This is a genomic window from Microbacterium hominis (genome assembly GCF_013282805.1).
In the GTDB taxonomy this organism is placed as follows: Bacteria; Actinomycetota; Actinomycetes; order Actinomycetales; family Microbacteriaceae; genus Microbacterium; species Microbacterium hominis_B.
In genome coordinates, this window is record NZ_CP054038.1 from 2,753,004 (window position 1) to 2,775,309 (window position 22,306).

General features: G+C 72.2%; 19 protein-coding genes. 4 read left to right on the forward strand and 15 right to left on the reverse strand.

Annotated features, from left to right (window positions below; translation table 11 throughout):
* Positions 1-61 precede the first annotated feature (61 nt).
* Positions 62-2,077, forward strand: a complete 2,016-nt coding sequence (locus HQM25_RS12505) for an ABC transporter ATP-binding protein (RefSeq protein WP_172990530.1) — start codon at positions 62-64, stop codon at positions 2,075-2,077.
* Positions 2,078-2,283: 206 nt separating this feature from the next.
* Here HQM25_RS12505 and HQM25_RS12510 read toward each other — a convergent pair whose 3' ends face one another.
* Positions 2,284-4,161 carry a phosphoenolpyruvate carboxykinase (GTP) gene (locus HQM25_RS12510; protein WP_172990531.1) on the reverse strand — a complete coding sequence of 626 codons (1,878 nt, stop codon included), beginning with the start codon at positions 4,159-4,161 and terminating at the stop codon, positions 2,284-2,286.
* Between the two features lie 123 nt (positions 4,162-4,284).
* Here HQM25_RS12510 and HQM25_RS12515 point away from each other — a divergent pair, with 123 nt between their 5' ends.
* Positions 4,285-5,718 (forward strand): XRE family transcriptional regulator, encoded by a 1,434-nt coding sequence (locus tag HQM25_RS12515; protein ID WP_172990532.1) that lies wholly within the window; start codon positions 4,285-4,287, stop codon positions 5,716-5,718.
* Positions 5,719-5,724: 6 nt separating this feature from the next.
* Here HQM25_RS12515 and HQM25_RS12520 read toward each other — a convergent pair whose 3' ends face one another.
* The 3 genes from HQM25_RS12520 to HQM25_RS12530 form a co-directional block, all read right to left on the reverse strand.
* Positions 5,725-6,804 carry a winged helix DNA-binding domain-containing protein gene (locus tag HQM25_RS12520; protein WP_172990533.1) on the reverse strand — a complete coding sequence of 360 codons (1,080 nt, stop codon included), beginning with the start codon at positions 6,802-6,804 and terminating at the stop codon, positions 5,725-5,727.
* A gap of 94 nt (positions 6,805-6,898) precedes the next feature.
* Positions 6,899-8,359, reverse strand: a complete 1,461-nt coding sequence (locus tag HQM25_RS12525) for an NAD-dependent succinate-semialdehyde dehydrogenase (RefSeq protein ID WP_438803635.1) — start codon at positions 8,357-8,359, stop codon at positions 6,899-6,901.
* Positions 8,360-8,520: 161 nt separating this feature from the next.
* A complete protein-coding gene (locus tag HQM25_RS12530; protein ID WP_172990535.1) occupies positions 8,521-10,425 on the reverse strand; it encodes an FAD-dependent monooxygenase in 1,905 nt (634 codons plus the stop codon).
* 148 nt (positions 10,426-10,573) lie between these two features.
* On the opposite strand from HQM25_RS12530, the gene HQM25_RS12535 reads away from it, so the two are divergent.
* Complete coding sequence (locus HQM25_RS12535; protein ID WP_172990536.1) at positions 10,574-11,278, forward strand: IclR family transcriptional regulator; 705 nt, start codon at positions 10,574-10,576, stop codon at positions 11,276-11,278.
* Between the two features lie 163 nt (positions 11,279-11,441).
* Here the strand turns inward: HQM25_RS12535 and HQM25_RS12540 are convergent, their stop codons facing one another.
* Positions 11,442-11,750, reverse strand: coding sequence for a hypothetical protein (locus HQM25_RS12540; protein ID WP_172990537.1), 309 nt, complete (start codon positions 11,748-11,750; stop codon positions 11,442-11,444).
* 155 nt (positions 11,751-11,905) lie between these two features.
* On the opposite strand from HQM25_RS12540, the gene HQM25_RS12545 reads away from it, so the two are divergent.
* Positions 11,906-13,558, forward strand: a complete 1,653-nt coding sequence (locus tag HQM25_RS12545; protein WP_172990538.1) for a thiamine pyrophosphate-binding protein — start codon at positions 11,906-11,908, stop codon at positions 13,556-13,558.
* Between the two features lie 12 nt (positions 13,559-13,570).
* Here HQM25_RS12545 and HQM25_RS12550 read toward each other — a convergent pair whose 3' ends face one another.
* The 10 genes from HQM25_RS12550 to HQM25_RS12595 form a co-directional block, all read right to left on the reverse strand.
* Positions 13,571-14,332, reverse strand: a complete 762-nt coding sequence (locus HQM25_RS12550) for an enoyl-CoA hydratase/isomerase family protein (protein WP_172990539.1) — start codon at positions 14,330-14,332, stop codon at positions 13,571-13,573.
* A gap of 11 nt (positions 14,333-14,343) precedes the next feature.
* Positions 14,344-15,534, reverse strand: coding sequence for a 1,2-phenylacetyl-CoA epoxidase subunit PaaE (gene paaE / locus HQM25_RS12555; RefSeq protein WP_172990540.1), 1,191 nt, complete (start codon positions 15,532-15,534; stop codon positions 14,344-14,346).
* On the reverse strand, positions 15,534-16,019 hold the full coding sequence (paaD, locus tag HQM25_RS12560) for a 1,2-phenylacetyl-CoA epoxidase subunit PaaD (protein ID WP_172990541.1): 486 nt from the start codon (positions 16,017-16,019) through the stop codon (positions 15,534-15,536). The genes paaE and paaD overlap by 1 nt, the downstream gene beginning before the upstream one ends.
* Positions 16,013-16,831 (reverse strand): 1,2-phenylacetyl-CoA epoxidase subunit PaaC, encoded by an 819-nt coding sequence (gene paaC / locus HQM25_RS12565; protein WP_172990542.1) that lies wholly within the window; start codon positions 16,829-16,831, stop codon positions 16,013-16,015. Before paaC ends, paaD begins: the two co-directional genes overlap by 7 nt.
* Positions 16,828-17,133 carry a 1,2-phenylacetyl-CoA epoxidase subunit PaaB gene (paaB, locus tag HQM25_RS12570; RefSeq protein WP_172990543.1) on the reverse strand — a complete coding sequence of 102 codons (306 nt, stop codon included), beginning with the start codon at positions 17,131-17,133 and terminating at the stop codon, positions 16,828-16,830. Before paaB ends, paaC begins: the two co-directional genes overlap by 4 nt.
* The gene (paaA, locus tag HQM25_RS12575; RefSeq protein WP_254359328.1) at positions 17,133-18,089 is read right to left on the reverse strand and encodes a 1,2-phenylacetyl-CoA epoxidase subunit PaaA; all 957 of its coding nucleotides are present in this window, start codon (positions 18,087-18,089) and stop codon (positions 17,133-17,135) included. The genes paaB and paaA overlap by 1 nt, the downstream gene beginning before the upstream one ends.
* Positions 18,090-18,232: 143 nt before the next feature.
* Entirely contained in the window at positions 18,233-18,586 is a 354-nt protein-coding gene (locus tag HQM25_RS12580; RefSeq protein ID WP_367948272.1) for a hotdog fold thioesterase, read from the reverse strand.
* Positions 18,579-20,630 carry a phenylacetic acid degradation bifunctional protein PaaZ gene (paaZ, locus tag HQM25_RS12585; RefSeq protein ID WP_254359692.1) on the reverse strand — a complete coding sequence of 684 codons (2,052 nt, stop codon included), beginning with the start codon at positions 20,628-20,630 and terminating at the stop codon, positions 18,579-18,581. The genes HQM25_RS12580 and paaZ overlap by 8 nt, the downstream gene beginning before the upstream one ends.
* 35 nt (positions 20,631-20,665) lie before the next feature.
* Positions 20,666-21,511, reverse strand: coding sequence for a 3-hydroxyacyl-CoA dehydrogenase family protein (locus HQM25_RS12590; protein ID WP_172990546.1), 846 nt, complete (start codon positions 21,509-21,511; stop codon positions 20,666-20,668).
* Positions 21,508-22,248 carry an enoyl-CoA hydratase/isomerase family protein gene (locus HQM25_RS12595; RefSeq protein WP_172990547.1) on the reverse strand — a complete coding sequence of 247 codons (741 nt, stop codon included), beginning with the start codon at positions 22,246-22,248 and terminating at the stop codon, positions 21,508-21,510. Before HQM25_RS12595 ends, HQM25_RS12590 begins: the two co-directional genes overlap by 4 nt.
* Between the last annotated feature and the right edge of the window lie 58 nt (positions 22,249-22,306).

Sequence of the window (22,306 nt, forward strand, 5' to 3'; positions counted from 1 at the left end):
TGACAGGGCGTCCACAAGAAGTACGGTCGTAGGTGACCCCCTGAACGAACGAGGTACACCCATGCCCTCCGCCGACATCGACGACAGCCCCTCGACTCCCGTCGCCTCCCCCGCCGCCCCGGCGCCCGCCCGGCGCGGCCGCGGTTCGCGCCGGGTCAAAGACGACGGCCCGCGCGCCTCGCTCGCGCAGCTGCTGCCGTTCCTGTTCGAGCACAAGGCCACGCTCGCGGTGGTGGTCGTGCTGAGCATCCTCGGCGCCGCGGCATCCCTCATCCAGCCGCTGCTGGTGGGTCAGGTGATCACGCGGGTGCAGGAGAACCTCGACCTCGGCATCCTGCTGTGGGCGCTCGTCGGGTTCGTGATCCTCGCCTCCCTCATCTCGGGCTACCAGCACTACCTGCTGCAGCGCACCGGCACCGCCGTGGTCTACTCGAGCCGCCGCAAGCTCATCGCGCGCATCCTGCACCTGCCCATCAGCGAGTTCGACGCCCGCCGCACCGGCGACCTCGTCTCGCGGGTGGGCAGCGACACCACGCTCCTGTACGCCGCACTCACCCAGGGCCTCGCCGACTCGGTCGGCAACGCGCTCCTGTTCGTCGGCGCCCTGGTGGCGATGGCGATCATCGACCCGCTGCTGCTGGCGATCATCGTGCTCGTCATCGCGATCTCGGTGGTGGGCGTGACCGCGCTCAGCGGCCGCATCCGCAAGGCCTCGACGGAGCAGCAGGAGAAGGTCGGCGCCCTCGCCTCGGGCGTCGAGCGCGCCGTCGGATCGATCCGCACGGTACGCGCTGCCGGCGCCACCGAACGCGAGGTCGACGCGGTCACCATCCAGGCGACCGAGGCCTACCGCGTGGGCGTGCGCATCGCGAAGGTGTCGGCGCTGGTGGTGCCGATCGCCGGCATCGCGCTGCAGGTGTCGCTGCTGGTGGTCATCGGCCTCGGCGGCTTCCGCGTCGCCACCGGCGCGATCACGATCGCGAGCCTGGTGACCTTCATCATGTTCCTGTTCATGCTGATCGCCCCGCTCGGCTCGTTCTTCGGTGCCATCACCTCGGTCAGCCAGGCCCTGGGGGCGCTCGGGCGCATCCAGGAGGTGCTCGACCTGCCGAGCGAAGACGCCCGCGATGCCGAGATCGCCGCGGATGCCGCGCCGGGCGCGGACGGAGCGCCGGCTGCGGCGGCTGCGGCGGGCTCGGATGCGGCCGCCCCGGTGGATGCCGCCGCCGTCGAATTCCGCGACGTGCGCTTCCGCTACCCGGCGAATGTGGTCGAAGCCCGCCGCAAGGCCGAGACCGAGGCGCGCGCGCTGCTGGAGAACGCGCACGTCGACGACTCCGCACGGGCGCTGGAGGCGGCATCCACTTCTGTCGACGGCTCCGCCGACGCCGATGCCACCGAGGTGCTGCGAGGCGTGTCGTTCCGCGTTCCCCGTGGAGCGCGGGTGGCGCTGGTGGGTCCCTCCGGGGCGGGCAAGAGCACCACGCTCGCCCTCATCGAGCGGTTCTACGACCCGACCGGCGGCGCGATCCTGCTGAGCGGCGCCGACGTGCGCACGCTCGACCGCACGGCGCTGCGCGCCCAGCTCGGCTACGTCGAGCAGGATGCGCCGACCCTCGCCGGCACGATCGGCGACAACCTGCGGCTCGCCGCGCCCGACGCGACCGATGCGGAGTGCGAGCGGGTTCTGCGCGCCGTGAACCTCGGCGAGGTGCTCGACCGCAGCGACCTGGGGCTGGATGCGCCCGTGGGCGAGAGCGGCGTCATGCTCTCCGGCGGCGAGCGTCAGCGCCTCGCGATCGCGCGTGCGCTGCTCGCCGCCCCGCCGATCCTGCTGCTCGACGAGTCGACGTCGTCGCTGGACGGACTCAACGAGCAGCGCATGCGCGAGGCGATCGACGCGGTCGCCTCCGGACGCACGCTCATCGTCATCGCGCACCGGCTGTCGACGGTGGTCGACAGCGACCACATCGTGGTCATGGACCACGGCCGCGTCGTCGGCCAGGGCACGCACTCGGAGCTCGTGCAGTCCACCCCGCTCTACCGCGACCTCGCCAAGCACCAGCTCTTGGTCTGACTCGCGGCGTCGCGCCCAGCCCTCGCTGCTCCGCTGTCACGAATCGGTCGAATGGTGACCGATTGCGACAGCGGAGCAGCGGGCGGAGGGCGAACAGGCGCCGGCCGAGCAGCGGGCGGAGGGCGAACAGGCGCCGGCCGAGCAGCGGGCGGAGGGCGAACAGGCGCCGGCCGAGCAGCGGGCCGGCCGGGCCGCGCGCCGTGCCCTCAGGCGCGCTGCAGGCGGTACCGCAGGGCGGCGAGCTCGGCCCACAGCGGGGCGGGGACGCGCCCCTCGAACGTGCGGTAGAACTCCTCGGTGAGGTCGGCTTCGCGCATCCACGAGTCGCGGTCGATCGCGAACAGCTCGTCGAGGTCGGCCTGCGGCACCTCGATGCCGTCGAGGTCGAGGTCGGCCGTCTTCGGCAGGCGCCCGATGGGGCTGTCGACCGCGCCGACCTCGCCGTCGATGCGGCGGATGATCCAGTCGATGACGCGGGCGTTGTCGCCGAATCCGGGCCACAGGAACCGGCCGTCGGCGCCCTTGCGGAACCAGTTCACCTGGAACACGCGCGGCGCCCGGTCGAAGCGCAGCTTCTGCCCGACCTTCAGCCAGTGGCCGAAGTAGTCGGCCATGTTGTAGCCGCAGAAGGGCAGCATCGCGAACGGGTCGCGGCGCAGCTCGCCGACGGTCCCCTCGGCGGCCGCGGTGCGCTCCGACGAGATGTTCGAGCCCATGAAGACGCCGTGCGTCCAGTCGGTGGCCTCGACCACGAGCGGCACGTTGGTCGCGCGGCGGCCGCCGAACAGGATCGCATCCAGCGGCACACCCTCGGGGGCGTCCCAGTCGGGCGCGATCTGCGGGCACTGGGCCGCGGCGACGGTGAAGCGCGAGTTCGGGTGGGCGGCCGGGCGCCCGGAGGCCGGCGTCCAGGGCTTGCCCTCCCAGTCGGTGAGCTCGGCGGGCGGGGTGTCGGTGAGACCCTCCCACCACACGTCGCCGTCGGGGCGCAGCGCCACGTTGGTGAAGATCGTGTTGCCCCACAGCGTCTCGACCGCGGTCACGTTGGTGGACTCGCCGGTGCCGGGCGCGACGCCGAAGAAGCCGGCCTCGGGGTTGATCGCCCACAGGCGCCCGTCCTCGCCGGGCCGCAGCCAGGCGATGTCGTCGCCGAGGGTCTCGACCCGCCAGCCGGGGATCGTCGGCCGCAGCATCGCGAGGTTGGTCTTGCCGCACGCCGACGGGAAGGCCGCGGCGATGTGGTACGCCCGGCCGGCCGGGTCGATCACGCGGATCAGCAGCATGTGCTCGGCCAGCCACCCCTCGTTGCGGCCGATGACCGAGGCGATCCGCAGCGCGAAGCACTTCTTCGCGAGGATCGCGTTGCCGCCGTAGCCGGAGCCGAACGACCACACCTCGAGCGTCTCGGGGAAGTGCACGATGTACTTCTCGTCGTTGCACGGCCACGCCACGTCGGCCTCGCCCGGTGCCAGCGGGGCGCCCACCGAGTGCACCGTCTTCACCCACGGGGCGCCGCCCGCGATCTCGCGGACGACCTCGGTTCCGACGCGCGTCATGATGCCGATGGATGCCACGGCGTAGGCCGAGTCGGTGACCTGCACGCCGATGTGCGACAGCGGTCCGCCGACGGCGCCCATCGAGAAGGGCACGACGTACATCGTGCGGCCCTTCATCGACCCTTCGAACAGCGGCGTGATCGTTGCGCGGATCTCATCCGGCGCGACCCAGTTGTTCGTGGGACCGGCGTCCTCCTCGCGCTCCGAGGCGATGTAGGTGCGACCCTCGGTGCGGGCGACATCGCTCGGGTGCGAGCGCGCCAGGTACGAGCCGGGCCGCCACTCGGGGTTGAGCTTGATGAGCTTGCCCTCGTCGACCATCTCCCGCAGGAACTGGTCGTTCTCGGCGCGCGAGCCGTCGACCCAGTGGATGCGGTCGGGCGTGGTCAGCGCCGCGATCTCGTCGACCCACTCCCGCAGCGCGGCCATGCCGGCCCCCTGGATGGTGGGGACGAGGCCGGTCTCGCGCCGGACCGGCTGCGAGCCTGCGGTGTCGATCGGGCGAGTGAAGATATCGGCCAGAGCCATGAGGTCGCTCCTCTTCGATGCGGACGGTAGATCTTTGGTCTTCCTCCACTTTGACGGGCGATGGATGCTTCTTCCCGGCGGATCACGTGTCAAAAGTCGCAATTCTTTCGCTACGATCAAGGAATGCCGTCATCGCTCGAGCTCTCCACCCTCGGTCACCGCATCCGCCACCAGCGTCTCGAGCACGGGTACACGCTCGACGAGCTCGGCGAGAAGGTCGGCGTCGCGGGCAGCCAGCTCAGCCTCATCGAGAACGGCAAGCGGGAGCCGAAGCTGTCGCTGCTGCAGGCGATCGCCGCCGCGACGGGGGTGGACGTCGGCGATCTGCTCTCCGCAGAGCCGCCCAATCGCCGCGCGGCGCTCGAGATCGAGCTGGAGCGCGCCCAGGCGGGATCCGTGTTCCGACAGCTGGGCATCACGCCCGTGAAGGTCACCAAGGGCATGTCCGACGACACGCTCGAGTCGATCCTTGGTCTGCACCGCGAGCTGCAACGCCGCGAGCGGGAGGCGATCGCGACCCCCGAGGAGGCCCGCCGCGCCAACACCGAGCTGCGGTTGAAGATGCGCGCCATCGACAACTACCTGCCCGACATCGAGAAGCTCGCCGAGAAGCAGCTCAAGGCCGCCGGGCACGTCTCGGGGGCGCTCACCCACCGCACGGTGAGCATCATGGCCGAGCAGCTCGGCTTCGAGCTCCTGTACGTGAGCGACCTGCCCCGGTCGACCCGCTCGATCACCGACCTCGAGAACGGGCGCATCTACCTGCCGCCGGCGTCGATCCCCGGCGGCCATGGTCTCCGCTCGATGGCGCTCCAGGCCATGGCGCACCGCCTGCTCGGCCACAAGCCGCCCACCGACTACGCCGATTTCCTGCAGCAGCGCCTCGAGATCAACTACTACGCGGCCTGCTGCCTCATGCCCGAGACCGCATCGGCGGCGTTCCTGCAGCAGGCGAAGAAGGACCGCAACCTCGCCGTCGAGGACTTCCGCGATGCGTTCGGTGTGACGCACGAGGCCGCCGGCATGCGGCTCACGAACCTCGCGACCCGCCACCTCGGCATCCGTCTGCATTTCCTGCGCGTCGACGGCACCGGCGCGATCCAGCGCGTCTACGAGAACGACGACCTGCCGCTGCCGATGGATGTCACCGGCGCCGTCGACGGCCAGGTGGCGTGCCGCAAGTTCTCGGCGCGGGCGGCGTTCTCCGAGCAGAACCGCACCACGGAGCACTACCAGTACACCGACACACCCGCCGGAACCTACTGGTGCTCCTCGCAGACGGGCACCACCGCCGACGGCGACTTCTCGATCACGGTCGGCGTGCCGTTCGACGACGCCCGGTGGTTCCGCGGACGCGAGACCCAGAAGCGCGCCGTCTCGACCTGCCCCGACGAGGCCTGCTGCCGCCGCGCCGACGGCGAGGTCACCGCGCGATGGGCGGGCAGGGCCTGGCCGAGCGCCCGCGTGCACATGCAGATGTTCTCGCCGCTCCCCCGCGGCGCGTTCCCCGGCGTCGATGACAGCGAGGTCTACGCCTTCCTCGACCGCCACGTCTGAGCGCACTCAGGCGGTGATGAAGGCGCGGTACCGATCGAGCGCCGCGGCGATCTCCTCGGGGGATGCCGCGCCCGGCGCGAACAGCTCGGGAATCGGATCGTCCGCGTGGCGACCGACGGCGAGCGAATGGGTCCACACGCCGACGACCTGGCCGTCGGCGACGAGGATCGGACGCACGTTGCCGTTCATGCCCGGGCCGACCGCGGAGAGGAACTCGGGCGCACACGGCACGGAGCGGTCGGCGTAGGAGAGGTAGTACTCCTCGAACGGCGGCAGGGCGAGCACCCGCGGAGCCGCCGCGATGCGGCGCGGCCGGGGTCCGGCCGCGAGATACTGCGGCTCCGGATGCTCGCCGACGACCGTGATCCGGGTGGACGCGCGTTCCGCCGCAGAGCGCGCCGAGCCCAGGGGCAGCCCCGACCACCACGCGAAGTCGCGCGCACCGGCCGGCCCGTGAGCCCGCACGAAGCGGACGAAGAACTCGGCGAGCGGGTCGGACGGGCTCGCGGCATCCCGGATCCAGTCCTCGGCGAGGACGATGTACTGCTCGCGCGTGGCGCCGCCCGCCCGCGGCACGACGGGCCCCTGGCAGACCACGGCGCGCATCGAGAGGTTCGTGAGCAGGTGGTAGCCGCGCTGGCCGGCCGTCGAGATGCCGGCGCCCTCGAACACGGCGAAAAGCTCCGCTCGGGTCAGCCGCTCACCGCCGGCGAGCGCCCCGCGGGCGACCGACTCGGCGCGCGCGGTCTCGGCACCGTCGATCGCCTCGCGGCGGTGCACCGCCGCGGCGGCGCGGATCTGCCGCTCCCCCGTCAGCGACAGCACCCAGGCGACGTCCTCGGGAGGGATGAGGTGGATCGTGCCCCGCATCGTCCACGTGCGCACGATCTCCCCGCGATCGAACGCCGCGTCGACCTCGCCCACGCTCGGCGCGCCTCGCGTGCGTGAGGCCAGCGCCCAGCGCCCGCCCCAGAACTCCTGCCCCTGCGTGGCGAGCATGTGCCGCGCCGCCTCGGCGACGCTCGCGACCGGGGCGCTCAGGCGATGGGAGCGCAGCCGCTCGGCGACGACGGTGGCGGCATCCATCCCCCCATCCTGCCGCGCGGGTGGGACAACCGCCCTTCGCCTCGTCGGAGCGTGACGAAGGGCGGTCCCTGAACGAGCGCAGCGAGACGAAGGGTCAGAACGGCTGCGGGGTGAGCGTGTACTTGGTCTGGAGGTACTCGTGGATGCCCTCGGCGCCGCCCTCGCGGCCCAGGCCCGACATCTTCCAGCCGCCGAACGGAGCCGCGGCGTTGGAGACGACGCCCATGTTCAGGCCCATCATGCCGGTCTCGAGCCGCTCGATCATGCGCTGGCCGCGCGAGAGGCTTTCGGTGAACACGTACGAGACCAGGCCGTACTCGGTGTCGTTGGCCAGGGCGATCGCCTCGTCCTCGGTGTCGAAGGGGACGATCGCGAGGACCGGTCCGAAGATCTCCTCGCGCAGGATGTCGCTGCCGGCCTGCACGTCGGTGACGACGGTGGGCTGGTAGAACGTGCCGGGGCCCTCGAGCGCGCTGCCGCCGGTGGCCACCGACGCGCCGCGCTCGACGGCGTCCGCCACGAGCTGGGCGGCCTTGGCGACCGCGCGGTCATCGATGAGCGGGCCGATCGCCACGCCTTCCTCGGTGCCGCGGCCGATCTTCATGCCCTGCACCCGCTCGGTCACGCGGCGGGCGAACTCGTCGGCGACGGAGCGGTGCACGATGAACCGGTTGGCCGCGGTGCACGCCTGGCCGATGTTGCGGAACTTCGCGAGCATCGCGCCGTCGACCGCCTTGTCGAGGTCGGCGTCGTCGAACACCACGAACGGGGCGTTGCCGCCGAGCTCCATCGAGGTGCGCAGCACGCCCTGCGCCGCCTGCTCGAGCAGACGCTGGCCGACCTGCGTGGAGCCGGTGAAGGAGAGCTTGCGCAGACGCGGGTCGCGGATGATGGGCTCCGACACCGCCCCCGAGGTCGAGGTCGTGAACACGTTCACGACACCGGCCGGAAGCCCGGCGTCCTCGAGCAGCTTCGCGAACGCGAGGGTCGTCAGCGGGGTGAGCTCGGCGGGCTTGATGACCACGGTGCAGCCGGCCGCGAGCGCCGGAGCGATCTTGCGGGTGGCCATGGCCAGCGGGAAGTTCCACGGCGTGATCAGGAAGCACGGCCCGACGGGGTGCTGCGACACGATCATGCGGCCGGTGCCCTCGGGGTTCGCGCCGTACCGGCCCTGCACCCGGGTCGTCTCCTCGCTGAACCAGCGCAGGAACTCGCCGCCGTAGGCGACCTCCCCGCGCGCCTCGGCCAGCGGCTTGCCCATCTCGATCGTCATGAGGAGCGCGAACTCCTCCTTGCGCTCCTGCAGCAGGTCGAACGCACGACGCAGGATCTCCGCCCGCTCGCGTGCGGGGGTCGCCGCCCACGCCGGGAACGCCTCGACCGCGGCATCCAGCGCCGCCTTGCCGTCCTCCGGCGACGCGTCGGCGATCTCCTTGACCACGCCGTTGGTCGCGGGGTCGCGCACGACGAGGGTCCTGCCCTCCGCCGCCGGGCGCCACTGCCCGCCGATGAACAGCCCATCGGGCACGGACGCCAGCAGGTCGGTCTCGCTGATCTCGGTCACGGGGACTCCTCTTCGATCTCGATACGGGATGCCGCGGCATCCCGATTTCGCACGCTTTCGGGCCATTCTGCCCGCGGCCGCTCGTCGCGGCCGATATACACGATGTACAGATGATGGGGCTTTCTCGCCCCGGTGGACGGGTTCGGGCGACGTCAGCGCGCCGTTGCCATCGAACGCTGATCGGTCAGCGCGCCGGCGAAGAACGCCGACAGCTCCTCGGTCGCCGTCAGCGGAAGCACCGCCGCGACGTACTGATCGGGGCGCACGACGACCACCACTCCGTCACGGGAGAGCTCCCGCTCGGCGAAGATGTCGTTGTCCCGCCACCCGTCGGCGCCCGCCGCGAAGACCTTCTCCCAGTCGGTCAGGCCGAGAGGACCCGTCCGGGGCAGGAAAAGCTCAGGCACCCGCGAGATGTCGACGTCTTCGAAGCGCTGCTGGTAGACGACCTTCACGTCGAAGACCGCGTCGATGTCGGCCCCCTCGGGGGTGTGACGGGAAAGCGGTGCGTCGGGAGCCGACATCCACTCGGCCCAGTCCGACAGCGCGGACGGTTCACCCGCCGCGGGTGCGTCGGCGAACGCGTAGATGCGCCATCGACCGTCCGCCTTGGCGTGGTGCCCCAGGTGCACGACGTTGCCGTCGCTCACGCGAGTGACCTCGGCGGACTTCAGCCGCTTGCCGAGCGGGAACCCGGCGGCGAGCGCCTGGTGGGCGGCATCCGTCACGATCGCCGACGGCCCGTACTGGGTCATGAACCCCGACGGGAACTCGGCGGTGCCGAGGTAGAAGGTGGCGAGCTCCTGCGGGTCGGAGATCTCCTCGGGCTTGCGGGCCATGAGCGAGGACCACTCGCGGTCGAAGTCGATGAGCTGCTGGGCGACCGGCTGCCGCTCGGCCGAGTAGGTCTGCAGGAGGGATGCCGGAGCCAGTCCCGTCACGACGTGACCGAGCTTCCAGCCGAGGTTGTAGCCGTCCTGCATCGAGACGTTCATGCCCTGCCCGGCCTTCGCGCTGTGGGTGTGGCAGGCGTCGCCGGTGAGGAACACGTGCGGGTCGCGGCCTTCGTCTCCGTCGTCGAAGCGGTCGGTCACGCGGTGGCCGACCTCGTAGACGCTGCTCCAGGCGACCTGCTTCACATCGAGCGTGTAGGGATGCAGGATCGCGTTGGCCTTGGCGATGACATCCTCGATGGGCGTCTGGCGCACCCGGTGGTCGTCGTCGGCGGCGACTTCGCCGAGATCGACGTACACGCGGCACAGGTAGCCGCCCTCGCGCGGGATGAGCAGGATGTTGCCGGCCTCGGAGTTGATCGCGCACTTGGTGCGCCAGTCGGGGAAGTCGGTGTTGACCAGCACGTCCATGACGCCCCAGGCGTGGGCGGCGAACGCGCCCACGTGCACGCGGCCGATCGCCTCGCGCACGCCGCTGCGGGCCCCGTCGCTGCCGACGACGTAGGTCGCGCGGATCGTGCGCTCCTCGCCGGCGCGGGGGCCGGTCGTGTGGCGCACGCGCACCTCGACCGGGTGCTCGCCGCTCTCGTGCACGGTGAGGCCGAGGAACTCCACCCCGTAGTCGGGCGCGATCCGGCCGGGGCCGTGGAGGGCCGCCTCGGCGAAGTAGTCGAGCACGCGCGCCTGGTTCACGATCAGGTGCGGGAACTCGCTGATCTTGTACGCGTAGTCCTCGGTGCGCGAGGTGCGGATGATGTCGCGCGGGTTCTCGGGGTCGGGGCCCCAGAAGTTCATGTAGGCGATGTTGTACGCCTCGGCGACGATGCGCTCGGCGAAGCCGAACGCCTGGAAGGTCTCGACGCTGCGCGGCTGGATGCCGTCGGCCTGGCCGAGCACGAGACGCCCGTCACGCCGCTCGATGATGCGGGTCGTGACGTCGGGGAACTGCGAGAGCTGGGCGGCCAGCAGCATGCCCGCCGGCCCCGAGCCGACGATGAGCACGTCCATCTCGTCGGGAAGGTCCGCCGGGCGGTCGACGCCGGTGCCGGCGGCGGGGAGCACGAGCGGGTTGCCCGATACATACCCGTGGTGATGGAACTGCATGGGTTGTCCTCCTCGAACGACGATGTCGAGAGGTCGCACTGCGACGCTGCTTGCGGTCATGATCGGTGCGTTCTATATTCGAACACACCGTTCTACTATTGAACAGATCGTATACGACTTCGCCGCAAAGCGGAACCCCGGAGGTGTCATGACCGAGGAGCGCGCCCCGGCCTCGCAGACGCTGAGCCGCGGCATCCGGATCCTGGAGATCCTCGCCGACGCCCGCGGCCCGCTCGCGATCGACGAGATCGCCCGACGGCTCGGCGTGCATCGCTCGGTCGCCTACCGGCTGCTGCGCACCCTCGAGGACCACGGCCTCATCGAACGGGACTCCGCGGGCCTGGTCGAACTCGGCGCGCGCCTCGCGGCCCTCGCCGCCGGCGTCGCCCACGACCTGCAGGCCGAGGCGCTCCCCGAGCTCACCGCCGTGGCGAACGAGCTGGGAATGACGTGCTTCCTCTCGGTCCTCGACCACGAGGAGTGCGTGACGCTGGCCTCGGTCGAGCCCCGGCACGCCGTCAACGCGGTCGCCCAGCGCCCCGGCACGCGGCATCCGGTCACCCGGGGCGCGCCGGGCAAGGCGATCCTGTCGCTGCTGGCGGAGCCCGCGTGGCCGGACGGCATGGACGCCCGGCTCCGCGACGAGGTGCGCGCGGCCGCCGCCCGCCGCTTCGCGACGAGCCACGACGAGGTCATCCCGACGCTGCGCGCCGTGGCCGTGCCCCTCGCCCTGCGGGGCCGGGGCCCCGCGGCCGTCGCTGTCGTGTTCGTGGCCAGCACGCACGACGACGCCGAGATCGCCGCACGGCTGTCACGCACGGCGGCCGCGATCCGCGACGCCCTGGGCGGCTGACGGCGCCCGGCCGACGCTGCGGCCGGGCGGCTCCCCGCGGCGCGCCCTGCAGAACTCCGGAGATCTGCGCACGATGTCCGAGCCGCCGACCCCATCCGACCGGATCGGAGCGAAATCTCCGGAGTTCTGCACGCGCGGGGCCCGGAACCTCCCGGCCGGCAGGTCAGCGGGCGGGCGAGAAGTCCGCCACGAAGCCGATGTTGTACTCGGCGACGCGCTGCGGCACTCCGTCGAAGGCCTCCGCGCGCGCAGCCGAGGCCATGTACGCCTGCTCGGTCGCGGCGAACGCGTCGGCGTCGCCGGGCGCGCTCACCGCCCACACGAACTCGTTGGTCTCGGGGATGCCGTAGGCGAACTCGATCGTGAATCCGGCCCCGCGCCGCACGCGCGGCATCCACGTCTGCCACCAGGCGACGAACGCGTCGTACTCCCCCTCGACGAGCGTGTACCGGCGCAGCTGGATCGTCTTCATCCCGCCATCTTGGCACGCGCCTATACTCATGATGTCCGGCGGTGCACCTGCGCCGCCCGGTGCTCGAAAAATGGGCACGCAGCCAGCCCCGCGACCCGCGGTGCGCGCGAGACACATACGGCCTGATACTCCGTTCCGTCTCGAAAGCCTTCGCCATGCCCACCGTCTCGGCGCACGTCGCCCTCACCCTCGCCCGCCACATCGACCATGTCTTCGGTCTGATGGGCAACGGCAACGCGTACTTCCTCGACGCCCTCGAGCGCTCCACCGACGTGCAGTTCACGGCCGTCCGCCACGAAGCGGGCGGCGTCGTGGCCGCCGACGCGTTCTTCCGCGCGTCGGGGCGCCTCGCCGCGGCCACCGCGACCTACGGCGCCGGGTTCACGAACACGCTCACCGCCCTCGCCGAGGCCGTGCAGGCCCACGTGCCGCTGGTGCTCGTCGTGGGCGACGAGCCGACCTCGGGCCCACGCCCGTGGGACGTCGACCAGATCGCGCTCGCGTCGGCGGTCGGGGCCCGCACCTACACCGTCGGACGCATGGATGCCGCGGCCACGACCGTCATCGCGATCGAGCACGCCCTCACCTACCGCGTGCCCACGGTGCTGGCCATCCCCTACGACGTCGCGGCGCGCGACGCCGGCGAGGTGCCCGAGACCCTGGAGCCGCGCCTGCCGGCCCCGCTCGCCCCGGCCGGGCCCTTCGCGCTCGGCGCCGTCGACGACCTCGCCGCCGCCCTCGCGTCGGCGAAGCGCCCGTTCCTGCTGGCCGGCCGTGGCGCGTGGCTGGCGGGAGCAGGCGACGCGCTCGGAGAGCTCGCCGACCTGACCGGCGCGGTCACGGCATCCACCGCGCTCGGCCGCGGCATCTTCCCGCGCGGCGAGTTCGATCTGGGAGTCACCGGCGGCTTCGGGGCCGAGGGTGCGATGGCGCTCGTGCACGAGGCCGACGTCGCGGTCGTCTTCGGCGCGTCGCTGAACCAGTTCACGATGCGCTTCGGCGACCTTTTCGCGCCCGGGACGCGCGTGTTCCAGGTCGATGTCTCCCCGGCCGCGACCCATCCGCACGTGGGGGGCTATGTCCGCGGGGATGCCGCGGTGGTGGCATCCGCCGTCGTCGACGCGCTGCGCACGGCCGGGGGCCCCGCCAGCGGATGGCGGGAGTCGGTCGAGATCGCCCCGCTGCGCACGTACGACACCGGCGACGCCGTGGCTCCCGACGGGCGCCTCGACCCGCGCTCGGTGGCCGCCCGCATCGGCGAACTCCTTCCGGAGGATCGCGTCGTCGTCTCCGACGGCGGCCACTTCATCGGCTGGGCGAACATGTTCTGGCCGGTGGCCTCACCCGACCGCATGATGATGGTCGGCACGGCATTCCAGTCGATCGGCCTGGGCTGGCCCTCGGTGCCCGGCGCGGCCCTCGCCCAGCCCGAGGCCACGATCGTGCTCACCAGCGGCGACGGCGGCGGACTCATGGCCCTCGCCGACCTCGAGACCGCGGTGCGGGTCGCGGGCGGTCGCGGGGTCGCGGTGGTGTGGAACGACGCCGCCTACGGCGCCGAGGTGAACCTCTACGGACTGAAGGGCCTCGCCGAGGGTCCGATGCTCATCCCCGAGGTCGATTTCGCCGCGCTGGCGGGCGGCGTGGGCGCCGAGGGCGTCGTCGTGCGCACGCTCGCCGACCTCGACCGCCTGGCGTCGTGGGCGGCCGAGGATGCGGCATCCCGGCCCTTCCTGGTGCTCGACTGCCGCATCTCCGGCACCGTCGTGGCGCCGTACCAGCACGAGATCATCCGCGTGAACTCCTGACGCGGACCGGCGTCACGCCCCGCGGAACTCCGGACGCCGCTTCTGCTGGAACGCCGCGAAGCCCTCGCGGTAGTCGGCGGTCGCCTGCAGCGCCGCCTGCCCGCGGGTCTCGTCGGCGATGACCTCCCACAGCCGCTCCCCCGCGAGGCGCCCGATGAGACGCTTCGAGGCGAGGAACGCCTGAGTGGGGCCGGATGCCGCACGCTGCGCCCTCTCCCGCGTGAACGCGACCACCTCGTCGCCGGGCAGCGCCCTGCTGAACAGTCCGGCGGCGACCGCCTCGGCGCCCGAGAGCAGGTCTCCGGTGTAGATGAGGTCGAGCGCGCGGTGGGCGCCGAGCCGCTCGAACAGCAGCGCGTGACCGCCAGAGTCCAGCAGCGCGCCGAGCCCCGCGAACGGCGAGCCGACCTTGGCGTTCTCGGCGACGTAGACGACGTCGGTCGCGATCGCGAGGCCGAGCCCCACCCCCAGGCACGCGCCGTGCACGGCGGCGAAGGTCGGCGCGGGGAAGGCGGCCATGCGCCGCATCACCCTCTCCACCGCGCCGAGGTAGCCCGGCACGTCGTCGGTGGCGGCATCCACCCCGGCGATGTCACGGCCGGCGCAGAACCCCCGCCCCTCACCGCGCAGCACGAGGGCGCGAACTCCGGCCGTCTCGGCATCGGCGTACGCGGTCTCGAGCTCCTCGAGCCCGGCCAGGGTGAGCGCATTGAGCTTCTCGGGGGCATCGAGCACGACCTCCGCGACACCGGCATCCACGGACAGACGGATCATCGCGACACTCCTCAGACGTCGTAGTCGACCACGACGCGATCGGTCGTGGGGTGGGACTGGCAGGTGAGCACGAAGCCGCGCTCGAGCTCGTCGGGCTCGAGCGCGTAGTTCTCGGTCATCGTGACCGATCCTTCGACCAGTCGCGCACGGCACGTGCCGCACACGCCGCCGGCGCACGCGAAGGGCACGTCGGGCCGCACCCGCAGCGCGGCGTTGAGGATCGACTCGTGCGCGGCGACGGGGCTCTCGACGCTCGAGGACTGCCCGTCGAGCGAGAAGTCGATCCGCCGCACCGGCTCGTCGTCGCGCACCTCGACCGGCCGGCCCCGTCCGGGTTCCTCGCGGCCGGGCTCGCCGGTCGTGAACAGCTCGTAGCGCACGTGCGCGGCATCCACGCCCACGTCGGCCAGGGTGTCGCGGCACAGCTGCACCAGGGCGAACGGACCGCACAGGAACCATTCGTCGACCGTCTCGGGCAGCACGAGCGCGTCGAGGATGCGCCGCAGTCGCGGCTCGTCGATGCGCCCCGACAGCAGCGGCGCCGTGCGCTGCTCCCGCGAGAGCACGTGGTGCAGCGCGAGGCGGGTGGGATACCGGTCCTTGAGGTCGGCGAGGTCGTCGGCGAACATGACGTCGCTCGTCGACCGATTCGTGTACACGAGGGTGAACCGCGAGGTCTCCGACCGCGCGAGCACGGTCGCGGCGAGCGCCATCATCGGCGTGATGCCCGAGCCGGCGGCGATGCCGGCCACGTGCGCACCGTCGAGCGCCGCGATCGTGGAGGTGAAGGTCCCCTGGGGACTCATCACGTCGATCTCGTCGCCCGGTCGCAGCTGCGTCTGCGCCCACGTCGAGAACCGCCCGCCCCGATCGCGCTTGATCGCCACGCTGATCGAGCCCGGCGCCGGAGGGCGGCACAGCGAGTACGACCGGCGCATCTCGTGCCCGTCGATCGTGGCCCGCAGGGCGACGTGCTGACCGGCGAGGTAGTCGAACTCCCCGTGCAGGGCCTCGGGGATCGCGAAGGTCACCTCGACCGCGTCGTCGGTGAGCGCGCGCACCTCGGCGACCCGCAGCGGGTGGAAGCGGGTCCGTCGCCGCCCCGGCGCGGTGGCGCCGCCGACGGCGCTCGACAGCAGCGCCTCGGCCACCTGCTCGGCCGTGCCCTCCGGGGCGGCGGGGCCGGCATCCACATGATCCATCAGTGCGCCTTGAAGTGGTCGAAGGGCTCCAGGCACGCGCGGCACTCGTACAGCGCCTTGCACGCGGTGGAGCCGAAGCGGGCGATCTCGCGGGTGTCGAGCGACCCGCACCGGGGGCACCGCACCGACAGCGCGAGCGGGATCGGCCCGCCCGTGCGGCGCGGCCCGGGCGGCGCGATGCCGTAGTCGCGGAGCTTCTCCTTGCCGGCCGCGGTCATCCAGTCGGTGGTCCACGCCGGCGCGAGCGCGACGCGCACCTCCACCTCGGCGAAGCCCGCGGCGGTGAGGGCGAGGGTGAGGTCGTCGCGGATCGCCTCGACCGCGGGGCAGCCGGAGTAGGTGGGCGTGATCGTGGCCCGCACGCGGTCGCCGTGGACGGCGACGTCCCGCAGGATCCCGAGATCGGCGATCGTGAGCACCGGCACCTCCGGGTCGAGAACCGTGGATGCCGCCTCCCACGCCTCGCGCTCGCGCTCGGTCACCATGTCGCCCCCGGGTGCTGACGGGCGAGCACCTGCATCTCGGCGAGGATGTAGGCCAGGTCCGGGAAGTGGATGCCGCGCCGCCCGCCTCCCGATGACGACGGCCCCGCCGGAAGCGCGATGTCGGCCTCGGCGAAGACAGCGGCGATCACCGCGTCGAACTCCGGCCGCAGGCTCGAGGGACGCACCGCGACCCCGTCGAGCCGGTCGATGAGCGGCTCGTCGCGGAACAGCTCGTCGACGTACGGCCACACGTCGCCGACGGCCCGCAGCAGGCGGCGGCGCGACTCGTCGGTGCCTCCGGAGAGCCGCAGGGTCCACTGCACGGCGTGGTCGCGGTGGTACTCGACCTCCTTCACCGCCTTCGCGGCGATGGCGGCGAGCGTCGGGTCGGCCGATTCGGCGAGCGCCGTGTAGAGCGCGAACTGATACGCGGATGCCACCAGCTGCCGCGCGATGGTCTGCGCGAAGTCTCCGTTGGGCTGGGCGAACAGCCACGCGCACCGGAAGTCGGGCTCGTCGCGCCCGTACGCCAGGTCGTCCTCCGTGCGGCCGTCGAAGCCGCCGGCGTAATGGAGCAGCGACCGCGCGTGCCCGAGCAGGTCGAGGGCGATGTTGGCAAGGGCCACATCCTCCTCGAGCTCCGGTGCTCGCGCGATCCACGCGCCCAGCTGCTGCGACAGGATCAGCGCGTCGTCGCCGAGCCACAGCGCGTACTCCGCGACCTCGGCGGTCGCCGCGCGCCCGCCCTCTCCCGCGAGCTCGTCGGCCAGCCGCAGCTGCTCGACGGTCACGTCGCCGTGCGGATCGCTCACAGGTGCGGCACCCCCTCGGAGGCCGCGTAGTACACGGCGTGACGGTAGTTCTTGCCCGCGGGGCTCTCGAAGTAGGCGCCCTTGCTGTCGGGGTCGCTCGTGGTGATCGCCTCCGACGGCACGACCCAGATCGACGTGCCCTCGCCGCGGCGCGTGTACAGATCGCGGGCGTTGCGCACCGCCATGTCGGCGTCGGGGGCGTGCAGCGACCCGGCGTGCACGTGCGACAGCCCGCGCGAGGCGCGCACGAACACCTCCCACAGCGGCCAGGTCTCGCGCTCGGAGGCGCCCGGAGTCGCCATCACGCCACCTCCGCCGCGCCGGCCGCTGCGGCGGCATGCGAAGCCGTGCGCGCAGCGTACGCGGCGGCGGCTTCGCGCACCCAGGCGCCGTCCTCGTGCGCGTCACGGCGCGCGCGGATGCGCTCGGCGTTCATCGGACCGCGCCCGGCGAGCACCTCGTGGAACTCGGTCCAGTCGATCTCGCTGGTGTGCCAGCGGCCGGCCTCCTCGTCCCAGCGCAGCTCCGGATCGGGGAGGGTCACCCCGAGCACCTCCGCCTGCGGCACGAGCATGCCGATGAACCGCTGGCGCAGCTCGTCGTTGGAGAACCGCTTGATCTTCCAGGCCATCGACTGGGCGGAGTTCGGCGACTGGTCATCGGGCGGCCCGAACATCATGAGCGAGGGCCAGTACCAGCGGTCGACCGCGTCCTGCGCCATCTGCCGCTGGGCGTCCGTGCCCTGCATGAGGGCGAGCAGGATCTCGAACCCCTGCCGCTGGTGGAACGACTCCTCCTTGCAGATGCGCACCATGGCGCGCCCGTACGGCCCGTACGAGGCCCGGCACAGCGGCACCTGGTTGCAGATCGCGGCGCCGTCGACGAGCCATCCGATCGCGCCCATGTCCGCCCACGTCGGGGTCGGGTAGTTGAAGATCGACGAGTACTTCGCGCGGCCCTCGATGAGCTGTGCGGTCATCTCGTCGCGCGTGATCCCGAGGGTCTGGGCCGCCGAGTACAGGTAGAGCCCGTGACCGGCCTCGTCCTGCACCTTCGCCATCAGGATCGCCTTGCGCTTGAGGCTCGGCGCCCGCGTGATCCAGTTGCCCTCGGGCTGCATGCCGATGATCTCGGAGTGCGCGTGCTGTGAGATCTGCCGGATGAGCGTGCGCCGGTAGGCATCCGGCATCCAGTCCCGCGGCTCGATGCGCTGCTCGGCGGCGATCAGCGCGTCGAACGTCTCCTGCTCGGTCGTCATCATCGACTCCTCATTTACAGACCGTTCGTTCAGTAAGTCTAGATCCGGGTGGATGCCGCGGCAACCGGCATCCCGTCAGACCGCGCGCCGGGTGGTGACCGATCGGCCGCGGAACTCCGCCACGACCGTTCCCGACTCGTCGCTCACGGTGACGTCGTACACCCCGTGCGCCCCGAACGGGCGCGGCGGCGCGCGTGCGCGGTGAGCGTCTGCCCCGCCCGCGTCGACGCGAGGAAGGTGATGTCGGCGCCCGCGGCCACCGTGACCGCGTCGTCCTCGTTGCACGCCATCGCGAACGCCGTGTCGGCCAAGGCGAACACGATGCCGCCGTGGGTGATGCCGAACCCGTTGGTGAGGTCCTCGCGCACCGGCATCGAGACCACGACGTCGCCCGGCTCGTCGCGCGCGACGACCATGCCGAGCATCGCCGACGCGCGGTCTCGCCGCAGCATCTCGCGCTGCCCCGCGAAGTGCACCGCGGGGTCGACCTCAGGCATCGGCGTGCTCCACGGCGCGCTCCTCCGTCGGCGCCCCCGCGTGCTCCTTGGCGACGAGCGTCAGCACGTCGTACGTGGCCACCGTCTCGTCGCGCTGGTTGTAGATGACGGCGTCCCACCGCACCTCGCCGTACTCGTCGGTCTCGCGGGGCGTGATCTGCTTCGCGGTGAGCACGACCCGTACCTGGTCGTCGGGCGAGACCGGCGTCACGAACCGCAGGTTCTCGAGGCCGTAGTTGGCCAGCACCGGCCCCGGATCGGGGTCGACGAACAGGCCGGCGGCCCACGAGACGAGCAGGTAGCCGTGCGCCACCCGGCCCGGGAAGAAGGGGTTCGCCGCGGCGGCCTCCTCGTCCATGTGCGCGTAGAAGGTGTCGCCCGTGAAGCGCGCGAAGGTCTCGATGTCGTCGAGGGTCACCGGCCGCGACGCCGAGGCGAGCTGGTCGCCGACGGCGAGCTCGGCGAGCGACTTGCGGAAGGGATGCCGGTCGCTGCGCGCCGCGGCGCCGGTGTGCCACACGCCGGTGAGCGCCGTGAGCATGGCCGGCGAGCCCTGCACGGCGGTGCGCTGCATGTGGTGCATGACGGCGCGGATGCCGCCGAGCTCCTCGCCCCCACCCGCGCGGCCGGGGCCGCCGTGCACGAGGTGCGGCACGGGTGCGCCGTGACCAGTGGAGGTGCGGGCGTCGTCGCGGTCGAGGAACAGGAGCCGGCCGTTCCAGGCGGCGGTGCCGACGAGCATCTCGGTCGCGAACGCCGGGTCGTGCGTGGCGACGCTGGTCACCAGAGATCCGCCGCCGCGGCGTACGAGATCGGCCGCCTCGGCGGCGGTCTCGTAGGCGAGCACGCTCGCCACCGGGCCGAACGCCTCGATCTCGTGCACCTCGTCGGGCGCTGCCGCGTCGAACCCGAGCAGCATCGGGGCGACGAACGCTCCGTCGGGCGCGGGCCCCGTCGTTCCGTCGGCGCGCACGACCTCGGGCACGTCGATGCCGCCGAGCAGCAGCTCCCCGCCGGCATCCATCAGCCGGCGCACGGCCTGCAGCACCTCGTCGCGCTGCTCCAGCGACACGAGCGGCCCCATCGTCACCGCCCCCGCCCGCGGGTCACCCACGACGACGCGCTCGGCGATCTTGGCCCGCAGCGCCTCGACGACGCTCTCGACCGCGGCCGTCGGCACGATGGCGCGTCGGATGGCGGTGCACTTCTGCCCGGCCTTGGTGGTGAGCTCCACCATGAGCTGCTTCACGAACGCGTCGAACTCCGGGGTTCCCGGTACCGCGTCGGGGCCGAGCACCGAGGCGTTGATGGAGTCGGTCTCGCTCGTGAACCGCACGCCGGTCGGCGCGGCATCGCGCAGGAACGCCGCCGTGCCGGCGCTGCCGGTGAACCCGACGAGGTCTCCGAGACGCAGGTGCTCGAACAGCGTCGGCACGCTGCCGCTGACAAGCTGAAGCGTTCCGGCGGGCAGCGCGCCTGATTCCACGAGGATCCGCACCCACGCCTCGGCGACGTAAGCGGTCGGTGTCGCAGGCTTGACGACAGAGGGCACTCCGGCCAGGAACGCGGGCGCGAACTTCTCCAGGGCGCCCCACATCGGGAAGTTGAAGGCGTTGATCTGCACCGCCACCCCGGTCAGGCGCGTGAACACATGCCGGCCGAGGAATGACCCGTCGCGGGCGAGGCTCTCGACCGGCCCGTCGAGCACGACCTGCGTGTTCGGCAGCTCGCGGCGCCCCTTGGAGGCGTAGGTGAACAGCACACCGATGCCGCCGTCGACATCGCTCAGCGAATCGCGCACCGTGGCTCCGGCGTGCTGGGAGAGCGCGTAGAGCTCCTCCTTGCGTGCGGTCAGCGCGATCGCGAACTCCTTCAGAAGCAGCGCACGCTTGTGGAAGCTCAGCGCCCCGAGGCTGGCCTGCCCGACGGTGCGGGCGTGGTGGAGCACGGCGGCGAGGTCGAGTCCCTCGGCGCTGACCTCGGTCACGACCTCGCCGGTCGAGGCGTCGCGCACCGTCGTGGCGGCGGCGCCGGGCTGCGGCATCCACCATCCGTCGCGCACGTAGCTCGGCAGAACTGTCACTTGTCGCTCCATTCGTAGAATCCGCGGCCGGTCTTCCGGCCGAGGTGTCCGTCGGCGACCATGCGCCGCAAGAGGTCGGGGGGTGAGAACCGGTCGCCCAGCCGCGCGTGCAGCTGCTCGGCGATGCCCAGGCGCACGTCGAGGCCCACGAGATCGGTCGTCTTGAGGGGACCGACGGGATGCCGGTAGCCGAGCTCCATCGCGGCGTCGATGTCGGCGGCGCTGGCGACGCCCTCCTCGAGCATGCGGATCGCCTCCAGTCCCAGCACGAGACCGAGACGGCTCGATGCGAACCCGGGGCTGTCGCGCACCACCACCGGCGTCTTGCCGAGGGCCTCGACCCACGCGCGGGCGTCGCCGACCCGGGCGGGATCGGTCGCCGCGCCGACGACGATCTCCACCAGCGCCGACGCCGGCACCGGATTGAAGAAGTGCAGCCCGAGGAACCGCTCCGGGCAGGCGAGGGTTGCCGCCAGCTCGCCGATCGGGATCGACGACGTGTTCGTGGCCAGCACGGCCTCCGGCCCGGTCGCCGCCTCGGCGCGGGCGAGGGCCGCGCGTTTGAGGTCGAGGTCCTCGGGTACCGCCTCCACGACGACCCCGCAGCCGGCGAGCGCCGCGGCGTCGGTCGCGAATTCCAGCGCGAAGTCCTCGACGCGGCGCTGCGTCGTGCCGCGGTCGATGCTGTGGCGGAGACCCTCGAAGACGCGGGTGGATGCCGCTCCCGCCGCCTCCGCGTCGCGTTCGACGACCACCACCTGCGCACCGGCCAGCGCGAACGCGTGGGCGATGCCGGCGCCCATCCGGCCGCCGCCGATCACGCCGACCCGCTCGGGGATCATCGGTTGCGCCTCTCCAGGAACGCGGTCATGCGGCGCTCCTTCTCGGGGCTCTCGAACAGCTCGGCCTGCAGCTCCAGCTCGAGGCCCGGGTGGTCTGCCGCGGCGAGCGCGGTCTTGGTGTGGCGGGTGGCGCGCGCGTCGTTGGCGACGATGCGGTCGGCGAGGGCGTGGGCGGCGGGCATGAGCTCGTCGGGCGCGTGCAGCGATGACACGAGCCCCCACGCGCAGGCCTCGTCGCCGTCGAGGATGCGACCGGTCAGCAGCAGCTCGGCCGCCCGCGCCTCCCCCACGATCTGCGGAAGGCGCCAGGTCGCCCCGGCGGCGGCGATGATGCCGAGGCCCGTCTCGGGGTTGCCGATGCGCAGGCGCGGGGTGCCGATGCGCAGGTCGGCGGCGTAGGCGAGCTCGGCGCCGCCGCCCAGGGCATAGCCGTCGATCGCGGCGATCACCGGCATCGGGAGGGCGCGCATCCGGGCGAAGGCGTGCGTGTTGATGCCGCGCCGGGCGTCGTCGGCGCGCCGCTCGCGCAGCTGGGCGATATCGGCCCCCGACGCGAAGACTCCTCCTGCGCCGGTGACGATGAGCACGCGCGGATCGGCCTCGAGGTCCGCGCACAGCTCGTGCAGGGCGTCGATCAGGGCCTGGTCGATGGCGTTGCGGCTCGAGGGTCGATCGAGAGTGGCGACCACCCGGTCGACGTGCCGTTCGATGCGCAGCGAGGTCTCGGACACCGTCATCCTTCCATCCCGCACCGTCGCGGGCCGGGATTATCTTACCGATCGTTCAGTATTTACG